The following is an 18,759-nucleotide window of genomic DNA, read 5'->3' as shown; positions in this document are numbered from 1 at the left end:
AATCGGGGTCGCGGACAGTGCCTGGTGGGTAGTTTGACTGGGGCGGTCTCCTCCCAAAGAGTAACGGAGGAGCACGAAGGTTGGCTAATCCTGGTCGGACATCAGGAGGTTAGTGCAATGGCATAAGCCAGCTTAACTGCGAGACGGACAGGTCGAGCAGGTACGAAAGTAGGTCATAGTGATCCGGTGGTTCTGAATGGAAGGGCCATCGCTCAACGGATAAAAGGTACTCCGGGGATAACAGGCTGATACCGCCCAAGAGTTCATATCGACGGCGGTGTTTGGCACCTCGATGTCGGCTCATCACATCCTGGGGCTGAAGTCGGTCCCAAGGGTATGGCTGTTCGCCATTTAAAGTGGTACGCGAGCTGGGTTCAGAACGTCGTGAGACAGTTCGGTCCCTATCTGCCGTGGGCGTTGGATGATTGAAGGGAGTTGCTCCTAGTACGAGAGGACCGGAGTGAACGAACCTCTGGTGTTCGGGTTGTCACGCCAGTGGCACTGCCCGGTAGCTAAGTTCGGAATCGATAACCGCTGAAAGCATCTAAGCGGGAAGCGAGCCCTGAGATGAGTCATCCCTGACCCCTTGAGGGTCCTAAAGGGCCGTTGGAGACCACAACGTTGATAGGTGGGGTGTGTAAGCGCGGCGACGTGTTGAGCTAACCCATACTAATTACCCGTGAGGCTTAACCATACAACACCCAAGAAGTGTTCTGGGCCTTGTAGCGAATGAACGAACTACTAATTCAGTGATAGCGACGCCAACAGGCAGTTCGTTATTCACGTCAGCTTTCTAAGATTGAAGAATTTGCCTGGCGGCCATAGCGCCGTGGAACCACCTGATCCCATGCCGAACTCAGAAGTGAAACGCGGTAGCGCCGATGGTAGTGTGGCATTCGCCATGCGAGAGTAGGACACTGCCAGGCACCCAACACGAGAAACCCCGCTCATCTGAGCGGGGTTTTTTATTGCCTGAAATTCAACGTGTTATAGCCTTGGCTCTGGTCTAAGTTATTACCGTCAGACCTGTTTCCCCTCCATTGTGATTGCTGAAGTGGGGCTGCCGATATCTCGATGTTCATCTCCCCATTTTCAAGTCTCACCATTCCCTCCGGCCACCTGATCTGATCGCTTGTAGCGCTTGGGCTGCCCAGCTATTCCATTCGTCGATAATCACTATTGCTGCTGCGGGGGATGACAAGGAAGGCGGGATCCATAGACTGTCTCTTTCAGGCATAAGGAGCTGTGTATGTTGGGGATCCACGATCTGGCGTTGTTTGTCTTATCCGGTCTGCTGTTGAACATGATGCCGGGACCGGACTCCCTGCTCATCATGCTGCGCAGCGGTTCACAAGGCTGGCGGGCCGGTTCGGTGGCTGCATTGGGAATTGGGACGGGCACCATGGTACATGTGCTGGCGGCGGCGCTGGGACTGTCGGCTCTGCTGAGTGCCTCGGCGGAGCTGTTCACCGTCATCAAGTTGATGGGGGCGCTCTACCTGGTCTATCTGGGAGGCTCGCTCCTGTGGCAAGGGTCTGGCTCACCGGCTGTGCGCGAGCCTGCCATGCGGCTGCCTGTGCTCTCCTATGGCCGGATCTTCCGGCAAGGGTTGCTGACCAATGTGCTCAACCCCAAGGTGGCTCTGTTCTTTCTCGCCTTTGTGCCCCAGTTCATCGCTCCCGATGCACCGCAGAAGGCGCTGGCCTTCATCGTGCTGGGCTGCATCTTCAATTTCAACGGTATGATCTGGTGCCATCTGCTGGCCTTCTCGACCGCCTATGCGAGTCGCAAGGTGGCCTTGCCTGGCTGGTTGGGTCGCTGGCTCAATCGCCTGATGGGGGGGCTTTTCGTGGGGCTTGGCATCAAGCTGGCGGTGGAGTGAGGGCATAGAAAAAGGCGTATCCCATCACTGGGATACGCCTTCGTCTGCACTGCAGCAGGCTGACTGAAATCAGTTCATGCCGTAGCGCTTGAGTTTCTTGCGCAGAGTACCGCGGTTGATGCCCATCATCACGGCGGCGCGAGTCTGGTTACCACGGGTGTACTGCATGATCACGTCCAGCATGGGAGCTTCGACTTCGGAGAGAACCATATCGTACAGATCAATCACTTCCTGACCGTTCAACTGGGCCAGGTAGTTACGCAGGGCCTGTTGCACAGAGTCACGCAGGGGGCGCTGGGTCGGCTCGGCAGCGTGATTGTGAGTAGTTGTTACCAATGCATCAGAAGTCAGGGTTTGTTCGAACATATTCGGTCGGCTCTTTAGTTATGCGTTAACCTAATCCATCGAAATACGCTTCGAGTGCCTCGAGTTGTGCATCTGCACAATCCAGGGCATTGAAGTGCTTACGGAATTCTCGGCCCGTCTCTTCTTCATCCAGATACCAGCCCACGTGTTTACGGGCAATGCGCGCTCCCAGATATGCACCATAAAACTGGTGCAGGTTGGTTACATGCTCGTTCATCAGGGTGCGAACCTCTTCCCTTTCGGGAGGCGGCAGCTTGGTGCCCGTCTCAAGAAAATGACGGATTTCCCGGAAAATCCAGGGTCGTCCTTGCGCAGCACGGCCGATCATCACGGCATCAACGCCGGTATAGTCGAGGACATACCGGGCCTTCTCCGGGCTGTCTATGTCGCCATTGGCGACAACAGGAATCGATACGGCCTGCTTAATCGCCCTGATAGTGTCGTACTCCGCCTCGCCCCGATAGAGGTCGGTACGGGTACGACCATGCACGGCAAGGGCCGCGATACCGCAATCTTCGGCGATTCGGGCGATCTCCTCGCCATTGCGGTTATCCGGATCCCATCCTGTGCGGATCTTCAAGGTGACAGGTACCTCCACTGCGTCCACTACGGCCCGGCAGATGGTTCTGACCAGGTCGGGTTGGCGCAGCAGGGCGGAACCTGCCAGCTTCTTATTCACTTTTTTTGCCGGACATCCCATGTTGATGTCGACGATCTGAGCGCCCTGCTCCACGTTGTAGCGGGCAGCAAACGCCATCATCTCGGGGTCGGCTCCGGCAATCTGGACCGATCGCAAGCCACCTTCTGCAGAGTGATCCATTCTCATCCTGGTTTTCTGGGTATCCCAGACATCCGGGTTGGCCAGCAGCATCTCGGAAACGGCCATGCCGGCGCCCAATCGCAAACAAAGTTCACGAAATGGTCGGTCTGTTACACCGGCCATGGGAGCCACAATCAGGGGAGTTTCAAGCGTGTGGGGACCTATCTGCATTCCACGGTTACCATCGGCTTAGGGCGGCGTATATTACGCATTTTTTAGTCAGGAGAAAAGGTTAGTATTTGAGCGTCAGCCATTTTTTTCTGAAAAAAACGTCGCGCCAAGGCTTGCAAATTCAGGAGTGCTTGAAAATCAGACATATTGTCGAGCCGGACTGGCGGGGCCAAATGGGTGAGGGGAGAGGCGATTTGCCTGTCCCCATCCCGGACCGGTTTGCGTTATGATAGCGAGCTTGTATCGAGCAAAGGCTCCAAACAATTTCATTACAAACAGATTGGGGATGTATGACGGCAAGGTTCATCAAATCTCTCTACCCGTGTCTGCTTGGTGCCGTGCTGGGCTCGGCCCAGGCCCAGACGGTCAGTTTCAGCGAAGCCTGGAGTCGGGTCATCCGCCAGGATGACGGGCTGGCGGCCGAGCAGGCAGGGGTGGAGCGGGCGCAGCAACTGCGCGAGGCGGCCAAGGCCATGTATCTGCCCAAGGTGGACGTGGGGGCCAGCTATACCCACCTCGATCAGCCGATGGAGCTCGATATGATGGATCTCAACCCCATCGCCAACCATCCGGAATTCGGCAAGGTGCTGGCGCCCATCATGCAGGTGCTCAAGCTGACGCCCAACGACTTCGTCACCCCCCTCACCAAACAGAACGTGGTGACCAGTTCGGTCAAGATGCTGTGGCCGCTGTTTACCGGTGGCCGCATCGATGCGGCGCAGGACATTCGTCAGGCCCAGGTGAGCGAGGCGCAGCAGTTGCTGGTACTGAAGCAGCAGTCTACCTTCGAGAGCCTCTCCCAGACCTACTTCGGGGTGGTGCTGGCGGCCCAGGTGGTGCAGACCAAGCAGGAGATCGAGCAGGGGCTGTCCCACCATCTGGAGCATGCCAAGAAGCTGGAGGCCCAGGGCCAGATTGCCCGGGTCGAACGCCTCTCCGCCCAGTCGGCCTATGACCGAGCGCGCATCGATACCCAGAAGGCAAGGCGCAGCCTGGAGATCGCCCAGCTGGCCCTTGGCCACATGCTCAAGCTCAAGCAGGCCGAGCCCAACACCCAGCTCTTCATCAATCAGCAGATGCCCGAGCTCGACGCCCTGGTGCAGGAGACGCTGGCGGTGCATCCCGGTCTCAAGCTGCTGACGGCCAAGAAGGAGCAGGCGCAGGGGATGATCAAGCTGGAGAAGGGCAAGTACGCCCCCGAGCTGTTCCTGTTCGGCAACTACAACCTCTATGAAGATGATTCGCTGGCCTCCAAGACCACGCCGGACTGGTTGGTCGGGGTGGGCGTCAGCATGCCGCTGGTGAGCCGTGACGGCCGCTCCGAGACGGTACAGGCGGCCAAGAGCGCCGAGTTGCAGGTCAATCTGCTGCAGGCCAAGACCCGCCAGGATCTGGAACTGCTGGTCGAGAAGACCTGGCGCGAGGCGGCGCAAGGGCTGGAGGAGTTCCAGTCGCTCTCTTCCACCCAGGCGCTGGCCGAGGAGAACGTGCTGCTGCGGGACAAGGCGTTCGGGCAGGGGCTCTCTACCTCCCTCGACGTGGTGGATGCCCGCAACCAGCTGGCCGGGGTCAAGACCCAGCGCGCTGCTGCCGCCTATCAATACGTGATCTCGCTGGCCCGCCTGTTGGCACTCTCCGGTCAGATGAACAGTTTCAATCAATATCAGCATGGGCAAGTGATCGAGGTGAATTCATGATCGCGCGCCACTCTGCTCCTTTTTTCATGTCTGTTTCGACCGCCAAGGGTCGCCCGTTTGCCGAGGTGAATGCATGAGTCATCCCCCCATCAAGAAGAAGATGAGCCAGGCCAAGCCGCTGCTGCTGCCACTGGCGCTGGTACTGCTGGTCATCTGGCTGGGCTGGCGCTTCTGGCTGGCCTATCAGCCGGAGCCGGTGCGCCTGCAGGGGCAGATCGAGGCGCAGCAGTACTCCGTCTCCTCCAAGGTAGCGGGCCGCATCGACGAGGTGCTGGTTAAAAAGGGTGATCAGCTGGCCAAAGATCAGCTGGTGTTTACCCTGGCCAGCCCGGAAATCGAAGCCAAGCTGAGCCAGGCCAAGGCCGGCCAGGCGGCGGCTGGCGCCATGGCCGAAGAGGCCGAGAAAGGGGCGCGTGCGCAGCAGATTGCCGCCGCCAAGGATCAGTGGCAAAAGGCCAAGGCGGCCGCGTTGCTGCGCGGCAAGACTTACGAGCGCATCGCCAGCCTGCATCGGGATGGCGTGATGCCGCTGCAAAAGCGCGATGAGGCCTGGACTGCCTGGCAGGCGGCCAAGTACAGCGAAGGCATGGCCTGGCAGCAATACCAGATGACCCTGGAAGGGGCGCGGGAAGAGACCAAGATTGCGGCGCGCGAGCAGGCCAAGATGGCCGCCGGCGGTGTGGCCGAAGTGGAGGCCTACCTGGCCGATACCCGCATCGCCAGCCCGCACACCGGGGAAGTCGCCCAGGTGCTGCTGCGCAGCGGCGAGCTGGCCCCGCAGGGCTTCCCGGTGGTGACCCTGCTCGACATGAGCGATGCCTGGGCCCAGTTCCACGTGCGCGAAGATCTGTTGCCCCGCTTTGCGCTGGGTACCGAGTTCGATGCCCGTATTCCCGGCCTTGGCGAGCAGACGGTGCGCTTCAAGGTGACCCATGTGGCAGTGATGGGGGATTTCGCCACCTGGCGTGCCACCGATACCCGTCAGGGCTTTGACATGAAGAGCTTCCAGGTAGAGGCGCGCCCGCTGCAACCGGTTGAGGGGCTGCGGGTCGGCATGAGCGTGCTGGTCGAACTCTGATGGGACGTGAATGGCGGTTGCTGTGGCAGGATCCGTTCGGCCGGGCACTGGCAAGCTGGCTACCCCTGTTGCTGATAGGGATCCTCTGCTGGGTCTTCTCGGCAGGGCTGGCGCGGGATCTCAAGATAGGTCTGGTGGATCTGGATCAGAGCCTGTTGTCACGCGAGCTGGCCTTCTCGCTGGATGCCTCAGCCGGACTCAAGGTCGCCCAGCAGTTTGATTCCATCGAGGCAGGGGCCAGGGCGCTGCGAGGGGGCGATGTCTACGCCCTGGTCGTGTTGCCGAACCACCTGGAGCGGGATGCCCGGCAAGGCACCCAGCCGCAGGTCACCGTGTTCAACAATGGCCAGTTCATCCTGATCGCCAAGCTGGTCAACTCGGCGCTGGCCCAGGTGGTCGGGACGCTCAACGGTCAGGTGGGCGTGCTCTCGGCCATGGCGGGCGGCAAGGCGCTGCCCGGTGCGCTGGGGCAGGCGGTGCCCATCGCCAGCCAGGTGACGGCGCTCTACAACATCAACTCCAGCTATGCCCAGTTTTTGCTGAGTGCCCTGTTGCCGGCGGTGTGGCAGATCCTGGTGGTGCTCTACGGCATCAATGCGCTGGCCCGTACCGATCGGCTGGGGCTGGACTGGACCACCAAAGGGGTCTGGTTCGGTCTCTGGCGCACCCTGCTGCCCCACGTGTTAATTGGCTGGGGTTGGGGGCTGGGCTGGAGTCTGCTGCTGTTCAAGGGGTTTGGTTACCCGATGCAGGGCAGCTGGCTGGTGCTGACGGCAGGGCTGGGGCTGGCGTCAGCCGCCTGCGTCAGCATGGGGGCCTTCTTCTACGGCATTATCCGGGATCCGGCCCGCGCCCTGTCGCTGGCCGGTGCCTACACGGCGCCGGGCTTTGCCTTCATGGGGGTTACCTTTCCGGTCAGCGCCATGGGGGATTTCGCCCAGTTCTGGCGCAGCCTGCTGCCCATCTCCCACTATGTCGAGCTGCAGATAGGCCAGACCAACTACGGCCAACCGCTGGCGGCGGCCCTGCCGCAATTTGGTGCCCTGCTGCTGTTTCTGCTGCCCCTGCTGTTGGTGGTTCGCCGCTATCAGGCTCAGGCGAGCGAGGCCCCCGTTAATGAGGAGCCCAAGCCATGATGGGATGTTGGAATTTGCCACGCCTCGAGTGGTGGCCGATTGCTTTGTGCCTCTTGCTGGCGCCACAAATCGCTGCCTCCTGGCGGTGGAAGGAGCCAATGACATGCTAGGTTTCTGGGATCTGCTGCGCCTCGAGCTGCGCACCCTGCTGGCGGACAGGGCCATCATGCTCACCCTGTTCGGCGGCGTCTTCTTCTACTCCTTCCTCTATCCGCAGCCCTATCTGCACCAGCTGCCGCGGGAAGAGGCGGTGGTGGTGGTCAACGAGGATGGCAGTCAGCTGTCGCGCCAGCTGGAGTTCATGGCCGATGCCACGCCACAGGTAAAACTGGTGGCGCGGGCGGGCAGCCTGGATGAGGCTCGTGCGTTGCTGCTGGCGGGGGAGGGCAGCGGCATTTTGCACATCCCCCGCCACTTCTATCGGGATCTGATGCAGGGCAAGAGCGTCACCCTGGGCTATGCCGGCGATGCCTCCTACTTCCTGGTTTACGGCACCATTGCCGAGGGGCTGGCCCAGGCGGGCGGCACCCTGGCCGCTCAGGTGAAGGTCGCCAGATTGTTGAGCCACGGTGAGGCCCTGCCGCAGGCCGCCATGGGCTGGAATGCGGTGGCGCTCAACGTGCTGCCGGTGTTCAACCCCACCATGGGCTATGTGAACTACGTGGTGCCGGCGGTGTTCGTGCTGATCCTGCACCAGGTGCTGCTGATGGGCACCGGCATCCTGGGGGCGACCCAGAACCAGCGCAGCCAGCGCGGCGAGGCGGGCTACTGGCAGAATGCCCCTATCCTGCCACTGCTGCTGGCCCGCTCCCTGGTGGTGGGAGGGCTGTTCGTGCTGCCGGTGAGCTATTTCTTCGGCTTCTGTTTTGATCACTACAACATAGTGCGCACCGCCGAGCCGGCCGCACTCTGGCTGTTCACCCTGCCGTTCCTGCTGGCCACCACCTGGCTGGGAGTGGTGCTGGGGGCACTGTTTACCCGCCGGGATCTGCCGACCCAGGTGGTGCTTGTCTCCTCGCTGCCGCTGGTCTTTCTGGCCGGCTTCATCTGGCCGCTGGAGCTGATCCCGACCCCGCTCAACTGGCTGGCGCAGTGGGTGCCGAGCACCCCGGCCATCGAAGGCTTTTTGCGGCTCAACCAGATGGGGGCCGAGTTTGCTCAGGTCTCCCACTACTGGTGGCAGCTGTGGGGGCTGGCGCTGCTCTACGGGGGGCTGGCCTGCATGCTGTTGCGCTGGCGGCAGCACTCGTTGCCGGTTGCCAGCCAGCCTGCCTTGCAGAGTGAAACGACCGCCGGTTAAGCGGGATGGCGCAAGCGCGCGCGAGAAGGCGTGCGCGGTAAAGCGAAAAACGGTCAGCCCTTGGGCTGACCGTTTTTGTATGCGCTGGACTCAGTGAAGCTGGTACTGGTTTAGCCGCGCTGGAGCTCGGGATCGCCGATGGCGTAGATCTGGCTGTGTGCCGTCTTGTCACTCAGCAGACGCAGTCCGCAGGCGGCGACGTCGGCACGACACACCAGGCCGTGTACCTCCTCGCCCTGGCTCAGCACGGCCTGACCGGTGGCCTCGCCATCCTGCAAACCTGCCGGACGCAGTATGGTCCACTCGAGCGCGCTGGTCTGCAGCCAGCTCTCCGCCAGAGTCTTCAATCTGACCTCGTGACCGAAGGCAGCCCGCGCCCGCTGCGGCAGATATTGCCAGCCGTCGCCGCAACCGAGGGAGGTCACCAGCAGCAGGCGCTTGAGCCCGGCCAGCTCCATCTGATCGATCACCTGACGATTGCCCAGATAGTCGACAGGCTCTGCCTGGCGAAAACTGCCGAGGGTGGAGATGACCTGCGCCTCGTCACCGGCCAGCTGGCAGGCCGCCGTGACCGCCTGCGGGTCGAGGGCATCACCGTTGACGACCTCGACTCCCAGAGCGCGCAGCTCGGTGACCACCTCGGGACTGCGGATCAGGGCGATGACCCGCTGGCCCTGCTGCAGGGCTTGTTCGGTGAAGGCGCGGCCCAGCCCGCGGCTGGCTCCGAAGATGAGTGTGGTTGGCATGCTGCTGTTCCCTTTGACGAAAGGGCTAGCCTAGAGGGTTGTGGGGAGGCTGTAAATGAGAGTTGTTTTTATTTGTCTGGAAAAGAGGGAAGCGGCGAGTCAGGGGCGGAGCCTGACTCGCACGGGGATCAGCCGTTGTAGTGGCCGATATGGGGGCGACGGCTGGGGCCGCTCAGGTGGATATCCACTGGATTGAACGCCTTGATCGCTTCAAAAGCGAAATCACCTATTGCCTGATGCAGGCTCTGGGGATTGTGGTTGGTGATGAGGATGACGCTTTTCGACAGGTTGCGACGGCGGCGCAGCAGGTGGCCGAGGAAGCTGGACTGGCTCTCCGCCATCTTGGCGCGGTTGGCCGAGACCTCGTCGATGATCAGCAGATCCACCTCTTCCAGGGCACGCCGGTACTGGTTGCGCTCTTCCTGATCCTGGATCACGTTGAAGAACAACCTGTCCACGATGGAGGCCCACTGCTGGAAGATCACCGACTTCTGGTGGCGTGCGATCAACTCGTGCGCCACGGCGCCCGCCAGGGTCGACTTGCCGGTGCCGTAGTCACCGTAGATCAGCATGCAGCCACCACCGCTTTTCTCCCAGTGCTCGAAACCGCTGATGAAGTAGCGGGCGGTCTCAATGGGATATTGCAGCGCCGGATCGCCGGCATCCATCCGTTCAAACACCCAGTCGGGGTTGAGGTCAGCCTGGGCGATCAGCTTCTGGATCCGCTCCTGGCGCGCCGCCTTCTGCAGCTCGCGCACCTCGGCATTGGCCTTGGCGTCGTACTCCTTGCGCAGGGTCTCGTAGTCGTACTGGCTGCCGCCGGTCTCTTGCTGAAGGCGACGAATGCGCTCCAGCAGGCCTCCTACGTGGCGGCTCAATTCCGGGTCGTGAACGCGATGATCCTGCTTGGCCTTGGCGATCTTCTGGCGCTTGGCTTCGATCTCTTCCAGCTCCTGGCGCAGGGGATCGTGCGGGTCAGTCATGGAATGCTCCTTCTGCTCGGTCTGGGGTGGGGACAGGTCTCTGATTTTGCCTGCTGGCGGTGCCTGCTATCAATCATTATCCGGCTCCTGCGGTTGGCCGGCCAGCCGCCTGGCCTCTTCGATCATCTCCTGGGCCCGCTTGCTTGGGCCCGCCTCGACCTGTGCCGGGGTCACCTGCTGGTAGCCCTGCACCTCCATCGGCTTGCGGCGGGTATAGCGGCGGGTCTTGAGGGCGCGGATGAACTTGAGCATCCACTGGTGCTGGGAGTCGAACACCTCGGGTCGCCCCAGCCAGTAGGCGATGAACTCGCCGAGATCCTCTTCGTTGTAGCTGGCATCGATCACCCCGCACAGGCGGGCGAGGGCTGGCAGCTCTGCATCCGGGCGCCATTGCAGGTGCATCTGGAATGGGCGCTCCGACAGCGGGCTGCGCACCCGCTGGGTCAGCAGCGGCAGCTGGAACGGGCACTGATGGTAGTGCTCACTGTCGGTTTGCGCCTCGACTTGCAGCAAACCCGCCTCCATCAGCTCATCGAACAGCTCGGTCAGCTGGCGGGCATTGACCTGAAAGGAAAAGCCGCTGGGATCGCCCGGGTCGACCACCGCCAGCGCCCGGCCGAGTTCGGGGTAGTTGAGCCTGGCCAGCTGATTTTCCAGCACCAGCCGGCGCAACTGCAGGGTATAGAGGCTGCGGGCCGGGTGGGACAATCTGGGATGGGCGAGGGCGCTGTATTCGGCAGGGTTCATGGCATGCTTCATTGACGGACGTGGCGGTATTATCCCCCATGGCGCAGCCTCATACAATTGATGGCATGCCCGGCACCGCCGGCGGGTGGTCGGTTCGCCCGCAATCGGGGTTACTTGTTTTCGTATGACGCTGTTTTTTTGTCAACCAAGCTGCAAAGAGGAGAAAAAGCTGAGTTTCGATGAGCATCGTTAGCTGCTTTATTTCAAGCAGTTGGCCGCCAGAATAGCTACCGGGCATGGATTTTTCGGCGATTATTCAATCATCTGATTGGTCAATGCAGTCGGTTATGGTCTAGGCTTGAGGCTAAATAACTGGTTGACTAATAAGAGCTTTATCAAGATGTCAAAAGCCGGACTACGGATCCTGGTGGTGGAGGACGAAGCGGTTTTTCGCCATTCGCTGGTCAATTATCTCGCTCACGATGGTGCCTGCGTTTTCCAGGCAGAAGACGGCATTGAAGGTCTCTCTGCCGCCGCTCTCTATCATCCCGATGTGGTGTTATGTGATTTGAACATGCCCAACATGGATGGGCATGAGGTGATCGCCTGCCTCACGGCCCGCTACCCTCATATTCCTGTCATCGTCATCTCGGCCCAGAGCAAGATGGAGGCGGTCGAGCGAGCGCTGCGTGCCGGCGCCCGCGATTTCCTGCTCAAGCCCATCTCTGACTTCGGTCAGGTGCGTCGCAGCATAGAGCAGTGCCTTAGCACTAACCACGGTTATGGGCAACAGCTGGAGTTGATGGAGCACATCGACTTCTTTCGCGAACACGACCAGGCGGCGACCCGGCTGCTGGCCTGGTTGAAGCCGCCGGGCTTGCAGGAGTGGGGGCCCTGGCAGGTCACCTTTGAAGGGATGGGCAATCTGTTCATCCCCGATACTTTCAAGGTGGATGACAAGCTGCTGGTGCTGGTAATGGAGCTGCCGATCCTCGGGGTGGATGCCGCCTTCTGCGGCGCCCTGGTGCGTTCCCTGATGAACGCCCCGTATCGCCAGTTTCAGCGTGGCGAGAGTCTGCTGCTGACCCAGCCCCACCGCTTGCTTGATTACCTCAATCTGCAGCTGGTCGAATCCGGTCTGCGCCACTCCTTCGCCATGGCCGCCCTGTTGTTTGATCAGGAGGACGGGCTGGTGTTTGCCAATGCCGGGCTGACTTCGCCCCACTGGCTGGTGCGCTCCGGCGGCCTGCCACTCGGCCTGCTGCGTACCAGCCACTACGCCTTGCACAGGCGCAGCTGGCATGAACCCTTTGATCTGCAGTTTCGCAGTGACAGCGGCAGTGCCCTGCATGTGCAGGTTCGACATCATTGAGGCCGTGTCAGACGGCCACATACAAAGAGGGCGCCCATGGGCGCCCTCTTTGTTGCTAGACAATCCGGACCGCTTAGACGGCGGCAGATTGCAGCTTCTTGTCGTGTTCCTGCGGCTCTTTGGCCGGACCTTCTGCACCGTGCATCCAGTAGACCAGGCGATTGGCCATGGTCAGCAGGATCAGCGCGCTGATCACGGCGGCCAGGGCGATGCCACCGAAGATGGCCATGGCACCGGACTCGCCCACGAAGGAGCCGATGAAACCGGCGGCGTAGTTGGCCAGGGCCACGAAGCCGAACCAGGCACCCATCATCAGGGAGGCCAGGCGCAGCGGAGCCAGCTTGGTCACCATGGAGAGGCCGATCGGGGAGAGGCAGAGCTCGCCCAGGGTGTGGAACAGGTAGGCACCGACCAGCCAGAACATGGAGGTCTTGACGGCCTGATCACCACCTTGCTCCAGCACGGCACCGATCATGAACAGGAAGCCCACGGCCAGGAACAGCAGGCCCATGGCGAACTTCACCGGGGAGTTCGGCTCTTTCTTGCCGAGCTTGATCCAGATGGCGGCAACGATGGGGGCCAGCGTGATGATAAAGAAGGGGTTCAGGGACTGGAACCAGGCGGTCGGCACTTCGAAGCTGCCGATCATGCGGTCGGTATACTCCTGCGCGTACAGGTTCATCAGACCACCGGCCTGCTCGAAGCCAGCCCAGAAGATGATAGTGAACAGACCCAGCACCAGGATGACCTTGATGCGATCCACTTCCTGCTTGGTCAGCGGAGCCTTCTGCTCCTTGGAGCGCTGCTCGGCGGCGCGCTGGGCGGCCGGCACGCGGCCGATGTCACCCAGGAAACGCTGAGCCATGGTGGCCTGTACCACCAGGGAGAGCAACATGCCGATACCGGCGCTGACGAAGGCGGCCTGCCAGCCATAGGCTGTTGCGGCAGCACCACAGATCACGCCGGCCAGCAGGGAGCCCAGGTTGATACCCATGTAGAAGATGGTGAAGGCACCGTCACGACGGTGGTCACCTTCCTGATACAGGTCACCCACCATGGTGGAGATGTTCGGTTTGAACAGACCGTTACCCACGATCAGCAAGCCGAGACCCGAATAGAAGACGGTGTTGACCATGTCCGGGAACATGGCGTGCGGCAGCGCCAGGGTAAATTGGCCGGCGGCCATCAGCACGGCACCAAACAGAATGGCGCGGCGTTGGCCGAGGAAGGTATCTGCCAGCCAGCCGCCGATGATCGGGGTAATGTAGACCAGACCGGTATAGATGCCGTACAGCTTGAGGGCATCGGCCTGAGTCCAGCCCATCCCGCCGTTGGCAGTCATGTCAGTCAGATAGAGCACGAGCACGGCACGCATGCCGTAATAGGAGAATCTCTCCCACAGTTCGGTACTAAAGAGCAAAAAAAGCCCTTTAGGGTGACCTAAAAAGGTCCCTTTGGACGGATTATTCATTGGAACTTCCACCTGTGTCTTATATTTTTTTAGAAATTTTATGCAAGGGCTAGGAACAAGCCATAATCCTTATAGAACAAGCGTGATTAAATTACAATATTATGATTTAGCGATATTTTATCTATCAATGGTTGAATATATGTTTATAAAATGAAAAAGGGCATCGAATGATGCCCAGTGTTTTATTCCATTAATAGGTTAAATATTCAGCTATTACAGCTGCTTGGCAAACTGTTTCAACCAAATGATAAATTCGCCGTTCAGTTCCGGATGGCGCACTGCATATTCCACGTTGGCTTTCATGTAACCGAACTTGCTACCGCAGTCGTGGCTGCGCCCTTTCATGAAGTAGGCATTCACCTGCTCCTGCTCCATCAGCATGGCGATGGCATCGGTCAGCTGGATCTCGTCGCCGGCACCGGCGGGGGTCTTCTCTAGCAGCGGCCAGATGTTGGAAGAGAGCACGTAACGGCCGACCACGGCCAGATTGGAGGGGGCCTCGTCACGGGGGGGTTTCTCAACGATGGCCTGCATCGGCAGAGACATGCCCTCGCTCAGAGCTTCTCCCTTGATGTCGGCGATGCCGTATTTGTCCACTTCACTCTCGGGGACGGCTTCCACCATGATCTGGCTGATGTGATCCTCTTCGAACATGTGCACCATCTCGGCCAGGTTGTCCTGCTTGGGATTGCTGGCCACCTCGTCGATCAGCACGTCCGGCAGCAATACCGCAAACGGGTTGTCGCCGATCAGCGGGCGGGCGCAGAGCACCGCGTGCCCCAGACCTTTGGCTTCCCCCTGGCGGACGTGCATGATGGTGACGTCTTTCGGGCAGATGTGTTGCACCTCTTCCAGCAGTTGCCGCTTGACCCGCTTCTCGAGGGTCGCTTCCAGCTCGAAGCTCTTGTCGAAGTGGTTTTCGATGGAGTTCTTGCTCGAGTGGGTGACCAGGATGATCTCCTTGATGCCGGCGGCGATGGCTTCGCGCACTACATACTGGATCAGCGGTTTGTCGACGACGGGCAGCATCTCCTTGGGGATGGCCTTGGTGGCTGGCAACATGCGGGTGCCCAGACCGGCGACGGGAAGAACGGCTTTGCGGACCACAAGAGGGATATTTTTCATGGATAAGTTCCAAAGGATACAAAGTGGGCCCATGATACCCGAAGAAAAATAGGGCAGCCACAGGCTGCCCTTATGAGGGGAGGGGTATGGATCGGTTACTTGACGATAATCATGTCCCGATTTGCTTCCAGCGTGGCTGGCCCGATGCCGCTCACATCGGCCAGCTGATCCACGGTAGTGAACTTGCCCTGCTTCTCGCGGTAATCGACGATGGCCTGGGCCTTCTTCTCGCCAATGCCCTTGAGCGCAGTCAACTCATTGATACTGGCGGTGTTCAGGTTCACTTTGCCGCTCTCCTTGGCGGCGGTGACCGTGGTTGCCGGCTTGGCAGCAGGCTTGTCGGCGGCCAGCAGAGGCTGGCTGAGCAGGGGCAGGCAGCTCAGCAGCAGGGTGGCGGTCAGGGTCTTGTAGTTCATGGCGGCACGTCCTTGTGTTGTGTGGAATGCCTATTGAGAATTAGCCGAGTCGCGCCACTTTTTGTCTGTCATATATGACACTGTATAAGTCAGAGCAAACGGCTATAAGCTTCCTTGATCCAAAATAGGTACACTGTGCTAACCATTTGACCAGGATGTCTTTTCTTATGTTTTTTCCCGCGATTTCCGAGCTGGAGCCCATCGCCCGTACCGCCGGTGACGCCATCATGGCCATCTACAGTCAGCCCTTTGCGGTAGAGTACAAGCAGGACGAAAGCCCCTTGACCGCCGCCGACAAGGGCGCGCACGAGGTGATCGTGCAGGCGTTGGCCCGGTTGACGCCCGACATCCCCGTATTGTCCGAGGAGTCCGGGCCCGAGGTGATGGCGGCGCGCCACGGCTGGTCCCGTTACTGGCTGGTGGACCCGCTGGACGGCACCAAGGAGTTCGTCTTCCGCAACGGCGAGTTCACCGTCAATATCGCCCTCATTGAAGAAGGGGCTCCGCGCTGGGGGCTGGTTTATGCCCCGGTATTGGACCTGCTCTGGTATGGCGGCAAGGGGCTGGGGGCCTGGCGGGTGGCTGGTGGCAAGCGTGAGGCAATCCAGAGCCGACCTCATCAGGAGAGCACGCCTTGGCGGGTGGTGGGCAGTCGCAATCACTTGTCCCAGGCCACTCTGGATTACCTGGCTGGCTTTGGTGACATGGCGCGGGGCGAGATTGAGCTGGTTTCCATGGGCAGTTCGCTCAAGTTCTGCATCATCGCCGAAGGGGGCGCCGAGCTTTACCCGCGCCTCGCCCCCACCTGCGAGTGGGATACCGGTGCGGCGCAGGCGGTGCTGGAGGGAGCGGGCGGCAGTGTAACCCAGCTCGATGGCTCGCCGCTGTGCTACAACAAGCCGGACATCCTCAACCCCTGGTTCGTGGCCAAGGCATAAAACGGGATATCGGGATAGAAAAAGGCCGGACTGGCATGAACTGCCAGTCCGGCCTTTTTTTATTTCTCTATGCGCGTTGGGTCAGAAGACCTTCTTGAACGGCTTGATGGTCACCTTGGCATAGACACCGGCCGCCACATAGGGATCGGCATCGGCCCAGGCCTTGGCATCCGCCTGTGAGGCGAACTCGGCGATGACGGTGCTGCCGGTAAAGCCGGCATCGGCCGGATCCTCGGCATCGATGGCCGGGTTGGGGCCGGCGGTGAGCAGCCGCCCTTCATCCTGCAGCGCCTGTAGCCTGGCCAGATGGGCCGGGCGCGCCTGCTTGCGCAGCGGCAGGCTGCTCTGGACATCTTCGGAATAGATGAGATACCACATGAGACGATCCTTTTCTTGATGGCAGTTATTTTTTCATTTCATTTTTCTGCTCGGCGGGCAGGTGGCGATAGAGATAGACACCGCTCAGCAGGGTGAATACCAGGGTCATGCCAAGCAGACCGAACACCTTGAAGTTGACCCACATCTCCTGCGGCAGGTTGAAGGCCACATAGAGGTTGAGCAGGCCGCAGACGGTAAAGAAGCCGGCCCAGCCGAGATTGACCCGATCCCAGACGGGATCCGGTGCCTGCAGCTCCTTGCCCAGCATCTGCTTGATCAAATTCTTGCCAAAGCCGTAACGGCTGATGAGCAGGCCCAGTGCAAACAGTACGTTGATGACGGTGACTTTCCACTTGATGAAGGTGTCGTCGTGGAAGAAGACGGTGAGGCCGCCGAAGAAGCCGACCAGCAGGAAGGTGAACAGCTGCATCTTCTCGACCTTGCGATAGCGGATCCAGCTGTAGGCGAGCTGCAGACCGGTCACCACCACCAGGGCGCCGGTCGCCATGTAGATGTCGTAGAACTTGTAGACTGCAAAGAAAACGATAAGAGGAATAAATTCAATAAATTGCTTCATGTCTGGCTCGTCGCCCTCAAAAGTGGACCGCAAAATTTGATTCAGTGTACCTGCCCGATGGGCAACGGCAAATGAATAAGACCGCTCATTCGCCAGCCAGTTCCTCAGCCAAATAGCTGCCTTGCGATCTCGGCGCCCAGCCGCTGCTGATCCGCCAGCAGATCGCGGATGTGGCGCTCTTCGATGAGTGGATTGAGCAGCACGGCCCGCAGCAGGGTGAGCGGCTGGGGGCCGTAGCGACCCACGGCGCGCTGGGTGCGGGAGACAAAACTGTGCCCCTCGGCGCGCTGAGCCTTCTGCAGGGCGACGTTGAAGGCATTGACCTGCTCGTTGGCGGCCTCGTCCAGTACCTTGCCCTGCAGATGAGGGGGGATGCAGCGATAGGAGAGCAGGTTCATCACCGGGGCCGACATCAGCTCGAAGGCGGGATCCTGGTCGATAAGGCTGGCCATCAGGCGGGCCCGGTCGTAGTTGGCCTCGATGAGCTCAGCATAGCCCTGCTGGCCGAACAGCTGGAAGGCGGCATCCAGATAGAGCGCATTGGCCGGGCGGGTGCCCTCCAGGGTAAAGCGCCCCTGATCAAAGGAGCTGGCGCGGATGGCGTAGGGGGCCTCGCGCTTGACCGCCATCATCAGGTCCGGCTGGCGGCAGAGCAGCATGCCGGTACCGAGCGGCACCAGCAGCTGTTTGTGGCCATCCAGAGTGACGGTATCAGCCCGCTCGATCCCGGCCAGCAGGTTTTGATAGCGGGGCGAGAACAGGGTCGGGCCACCCCAGGCGGCATCCACGTGAAAGTGGATCTGCTCGCGCTCGGCAATGTCCGCCAGCTCAGGCAAGGGGTCGATGGAGCCGAAATCGGTGCTGCCGGCCACGCCGACCAGTGCCAGCACCTTGAGTTTTTGCTCCTTGCACTGGGCAAGGGCCTGCTCCAGCGCCGCCATGTCGAGCCGGTTCTGGTCGTCGGTCGGGAGGCGCCAGACGCTGCGCGCCCCCAGCCCCAGCAGATCCATCCCCTTGTCGAAGGAGTAGTGCATCAGCCGCGAGCCCAGAATGACGGCGCCGCGATAACCCTGCTCATAAAGGGCGAACAGGTTGTCGCCGCAGGCGCGGTTGCGGGCCAGCCAGAGGGCGGTGACGTTGGCGATGGTGCCGCCGCTGGTCATGACCCCGAGGGCGGCATCCTTGGCATGCATCTGGGCGTCATAGAAGAGATCGTCGGCGCGATAGATGAGGCGGTGCAGCTTGGCCAGCACCTCCCGCTCCAGAAAGCTGAGCAGACGGGAGGACTCCATCTTCATCGGGTTCTGGTTGAGCATCACCACCAGGCGGGACAGCTCGGCAGTGAAGGCCGGTAACGGGGCCGTCATATGGCCCATGTAGCGTGGCGAGGTGAGGTGAGATGCGCCAGGCACCAGGGTGGCCAGCCGGGCCAGGTACTCATCCATGGCGATGCCGGTAGCCGGCATGCGGGATTGATCGAGCTGGTGGGTGAACTGGTCGCGCTGGTAGGGAGCCTGACTGTCATCCGAGTGGTGGAAGGTCTCCAGCAGATCCGTCATGGCTTGGCCGAAGGCCGGATCCGGTAGTGCAAACAGTTCAGTCAACTTCATCAGGTT

General features: G+C 60.6%; 18 protein-coding genes and 2 rRNA genes (1 of these 20 only partly in view). 9 read left to right on the top strand and 11 right to left on the bottom strand.

The window, feature by feature from the left end; translation table 11 throughout:
• The 3 genes from AHA_RS17755 to AHA_RS17745 form a co-directional block, all read left to right on the top strand.
• Positions 1–694, top strand: a 23S ribosomal RNA gene (locus tag AHA_RS17755) (it extends 2,195 nt beyond the left edge of the window).
• A 117-nt stretch (positions 695–811) separates the two neighbouring features.
• Positions 812–926: ribosomal RNA gene (rrf, locus tag AHA_RS17750) — 5S ribosomal RNA — on the top strand.
• Positions 927–1,249: 323 nt separating this feature from the next.
• Positions 1,250–1,882 carry a LysE family translocator gene (locus tag AHA_RS17745; RefSeq protein WP_011707260.1) on the top strand — a complete coding sequence of 211 codons (633 nt, stop codon included), beginning with the start codon at positions 1,250–1,252 and terminating at the stop codon, positions 1,880–1,882.
• 69 nt (positions 1,883–1,951) lie between these two features.
• Here AHA_RS17745 and fis read toward each other — a convergent pair whose 3' ends face one another.
• Together fis and dusB are read right to left on the bottom strand one after the other, a co-directional pair.
• On the bottom strand, positions 1,952–2,248 hold the full coding sequence (fis, locus tag AHA_RS17740; protein WP_005309538.1) for a DNA-binding transcriptional regulator Fis: 297 nt from the start codon (positions 2,246–2,248) through the stop codon (positions 1,952–1,954).
• 25 nt (positions 2,249–2,273) lie between these two features.
• Positions 2,274–3,239, bottom strand: a complete 966-nt coding sequence (dusB, locus tag AHA_RS17735; RefSeq protein ID WP_011707259.1) for a tRNA dihydrouridine synthase DusB — start codon at positions 3,237–3,239, stop codon at positions 2,274–2,276.
• A gap of 290 nt (positions 3,240–3,529) precedes the next feature.
• On the opposite strand from dusB, the gene AHA_RS17730 reads away from it, so the two are divergent.
• The 4 genes from AHA_RS17730 (at position 3,530) to AHA_RS17715 (ending at position 8,450) form a co-directional block, all read left to right on the top strand.
• A complete protein-coding gene (locus AHA_RS17730) occupies positions 3,530–4,936 on the top strand; it encodes a TolC family protein (RefSeq protein WP_164927737.1) in 1,407 nt (468 codons plus the stop codon).
• Positions 4,937–5,009: 73 nt separating this feature from the next.
• Positions 5,010–6,014, top strand: a complete 1,005-nt coding sequence (locus tag AHA_RS17725; protein WP_011707257.1) for an HlyD family secretion protein — start codon at positions 5,010–5,012, stop codon at positions 6,012–6,014.
• Entirely contained in the window at positions 6,014–7,150 is a 1,137-nt protein-coding gene (locus tag AHA_RS17720; protein ID WP_011707256.1) for an ABC transporter permease, read from the top strand. The genes AHA_RS17725 and AHA_RS17720 overlap by 1 nt, the downstream gene beginning before the upstream one ends.
• A gap of 103 nt (positions 7,151–7,253) precedes the next feature.
• Entirely contained in the window at positions 7,254–8,450 is a 1,197-nt protein-coding gene (locus tag AHA_RS17715) for an ABC transporter permease (protein WP_011707255.1), read from the top strand.
• Between the two features lie 110 nt (positions 8,451–8,560).
• Here AHA_RS17715 and AHA_RS17710 read toward each other — a convergent pair whose 3' ends face one another.
• The 3 genes from AHA_RS17710 to AHA_RS17700 all read right to left on the bottom strand — a co-directional run bounded on the left by AHA_RS17710 (position 8,561) and on the right by AHA_RS17700 (position 10,926).
• Complete coding sequence (locus tag AHA_RS17710; RefSeq protein WP_011707254.1) at positions 8,561–9,196, bottom strand: SDR family oxidoreductase; 636 nt, start codon at positions 9,194–9,196, stop codon at positions 8,561–8,563.
• Positions 9,197–9,324: 128 nt separating this feature from the next.
• Positions 9,325–10,179, bottom strand: a complete 855-nt coding sequence (locus AHA_RS17705) for a DnaA ATPase domain-containing protein (RefSeq protein WP_011707253.1) — start codon at positions 10,177–10,179, stop codon at positions 9,325–9,327.
• Between the two features lie 69 nt (positions 10,180–10,248).
• Positions 10,249–10,926 carry a DnaT-like ssDNA-binding domain-containing protein gene (locus AHA_RS17700; protein WP_011707252.1) on the bottom strand — a complete coding sequence of 226 codons (678 nt, stop codon included), beginning with the start codon at positions 10,924–10,926 and terminating at the stop codon, positions 10,249–10,251.
• A gap of 340 nt (positions 10,927–11,266) precedes the next feature.
• Between AHA_RS17700 and AHA_RS17695 the strand changes: the two genes are divergently transcribed.
• Positions 11,267–12,238, top strand: a complete 972-nt coding sequence (locus tag AHA_RS17695; protein ID WP_011707250.1) for a response regulator — start codon at positions 11,267–11,269, stop codon at positions 12,236–12,238.
• A gap of 73 nt (positions 12,239–12,311) precedes the next feature.
• On the opposite strand, the gene AHA_RS17690 is transcribed toward AHA_RS17695, so the two are convergent.
• From AHA_RS17690 to AHA_RS17680, 3 genes are all read right to left on the bottom strand, one after another.
• A complete protein-coding gene (locus AHA_RS17690) occupies positions 12,312–13,709 on the bottom strand; it encodes a peptide MFS transporter (RefSeq protein ID WP_011707249.1) in 1,398 nt (465 codons plus the stop codon).
• Between the two features lie 213 nt (positions 13,710–13,922).
• Positions 13,923–14,834: a UTP--glucose-1-phosphate uridylyltransferase GalU gene (galU, locus tag AHA_RS17685; protein WP_077392326.1), complete on the bottom strand. Its 912-nt coding sequence runs from the start codon at positions 14,832–14,834 to the stop codon at positions 13,923–13,925.
• Positions 14,835–14,929: 95 nt separating this feature from the next.
• Positions 14,930–15,250, bottom strand: coding sequence for a ComEA family DNA-binding protein (locus AHA_RS17680; protein WP_011707247.1), 321 nt, complete (start codon positions 15,248–15,250; stop codon positions 14,930–14,932).
• A 167-nt stretch (positions 15,251–15,417) separates the two neighbouring features.
• Between AHA_RS17680 and cysQ the strand changes: the two genes are divergently transcribed.
• Positions 15,418–16,188, top strand: a complete 771-nt coding sequence (gene cysQ, locus AHA_RS17675; protein WP_164927736.1) for a 3'(2'),5'-bisphosphate nucleotidase CysQ — start codon at positions 15,418–15,420, stop codon at positions 16,186–16,188.
• A gap of 81 nt (positions 16,189–16,269) precedes the next feature.
• Here cysQ and AHA_RS17670 read toward each other — a convergent pair whose 3' ends face one another.
• The 3 genes from AHA_RS17670 to AHA_RS17660 all read right to left on the bottom strand — a co-directional run bounded on the left by AHA_RS17670 (position 16,270) and on the right by AHA_RS17660 (position 18,753).
• Positions 16,270–16,566 (bottom strand): YciI family protein, encoded by a 297-nt coding sequence (locus tag AHA_RS17670; protein WP_011707245.1) that lies wholly within the window; start codon positions 16,564–16,566, stop codon positions 16,270–16,272.
• A 25-nt stretch (positions 16,567–16,591) separates the two neighbouring features.
• The gene (locus AHA_RS17665) at positions 16,592–17,143 is read right to left on the bottom strand and encodes a septation protein A (RefSeq protein ID WP_011707244.1); all 552 of its coding nucleotides are present in this window, start codon (positions 17,141–17,143) and stop codon (positions 16,592–16,594) included.
• A 104-nt stretch (positions 17,144–17,247) separates the two neighbouring features.
• The gene (locus AHA_RS17660) at positions 17,248–18,753 is read right to left on the bottom strand and encodes an aminotransferase class V-fold PLP-dependent enzyme (RefSeq protein WP_011707243.1); all 1,506 of its coding nucleotides are present in this window, start codon (positions 18,751–18,753) and stop codon (positions 17,248–17,250) included.
• Positions 18,754–18,759 lie beyond the last annotated feature (6 nt).

Origin of the sequence: Aeromonas hydrophila subsp. hydrophila ATCC 7966, from assembly GCF_000014805.1 — a bacterium.
Taxonomy (GTDB): domain Bacteria; phylum Pseudomonadota; class Gammaproteobacteria; order Enterobacterales; family Aeromonadaceae; genus Aeromonas; species Aeromonas hydrophila.
The sequence above is the reverse complement of the archived record's forward strand: the minus strand, read 5'-3'. Positions and strand labels throughout refer to the sequence as shown.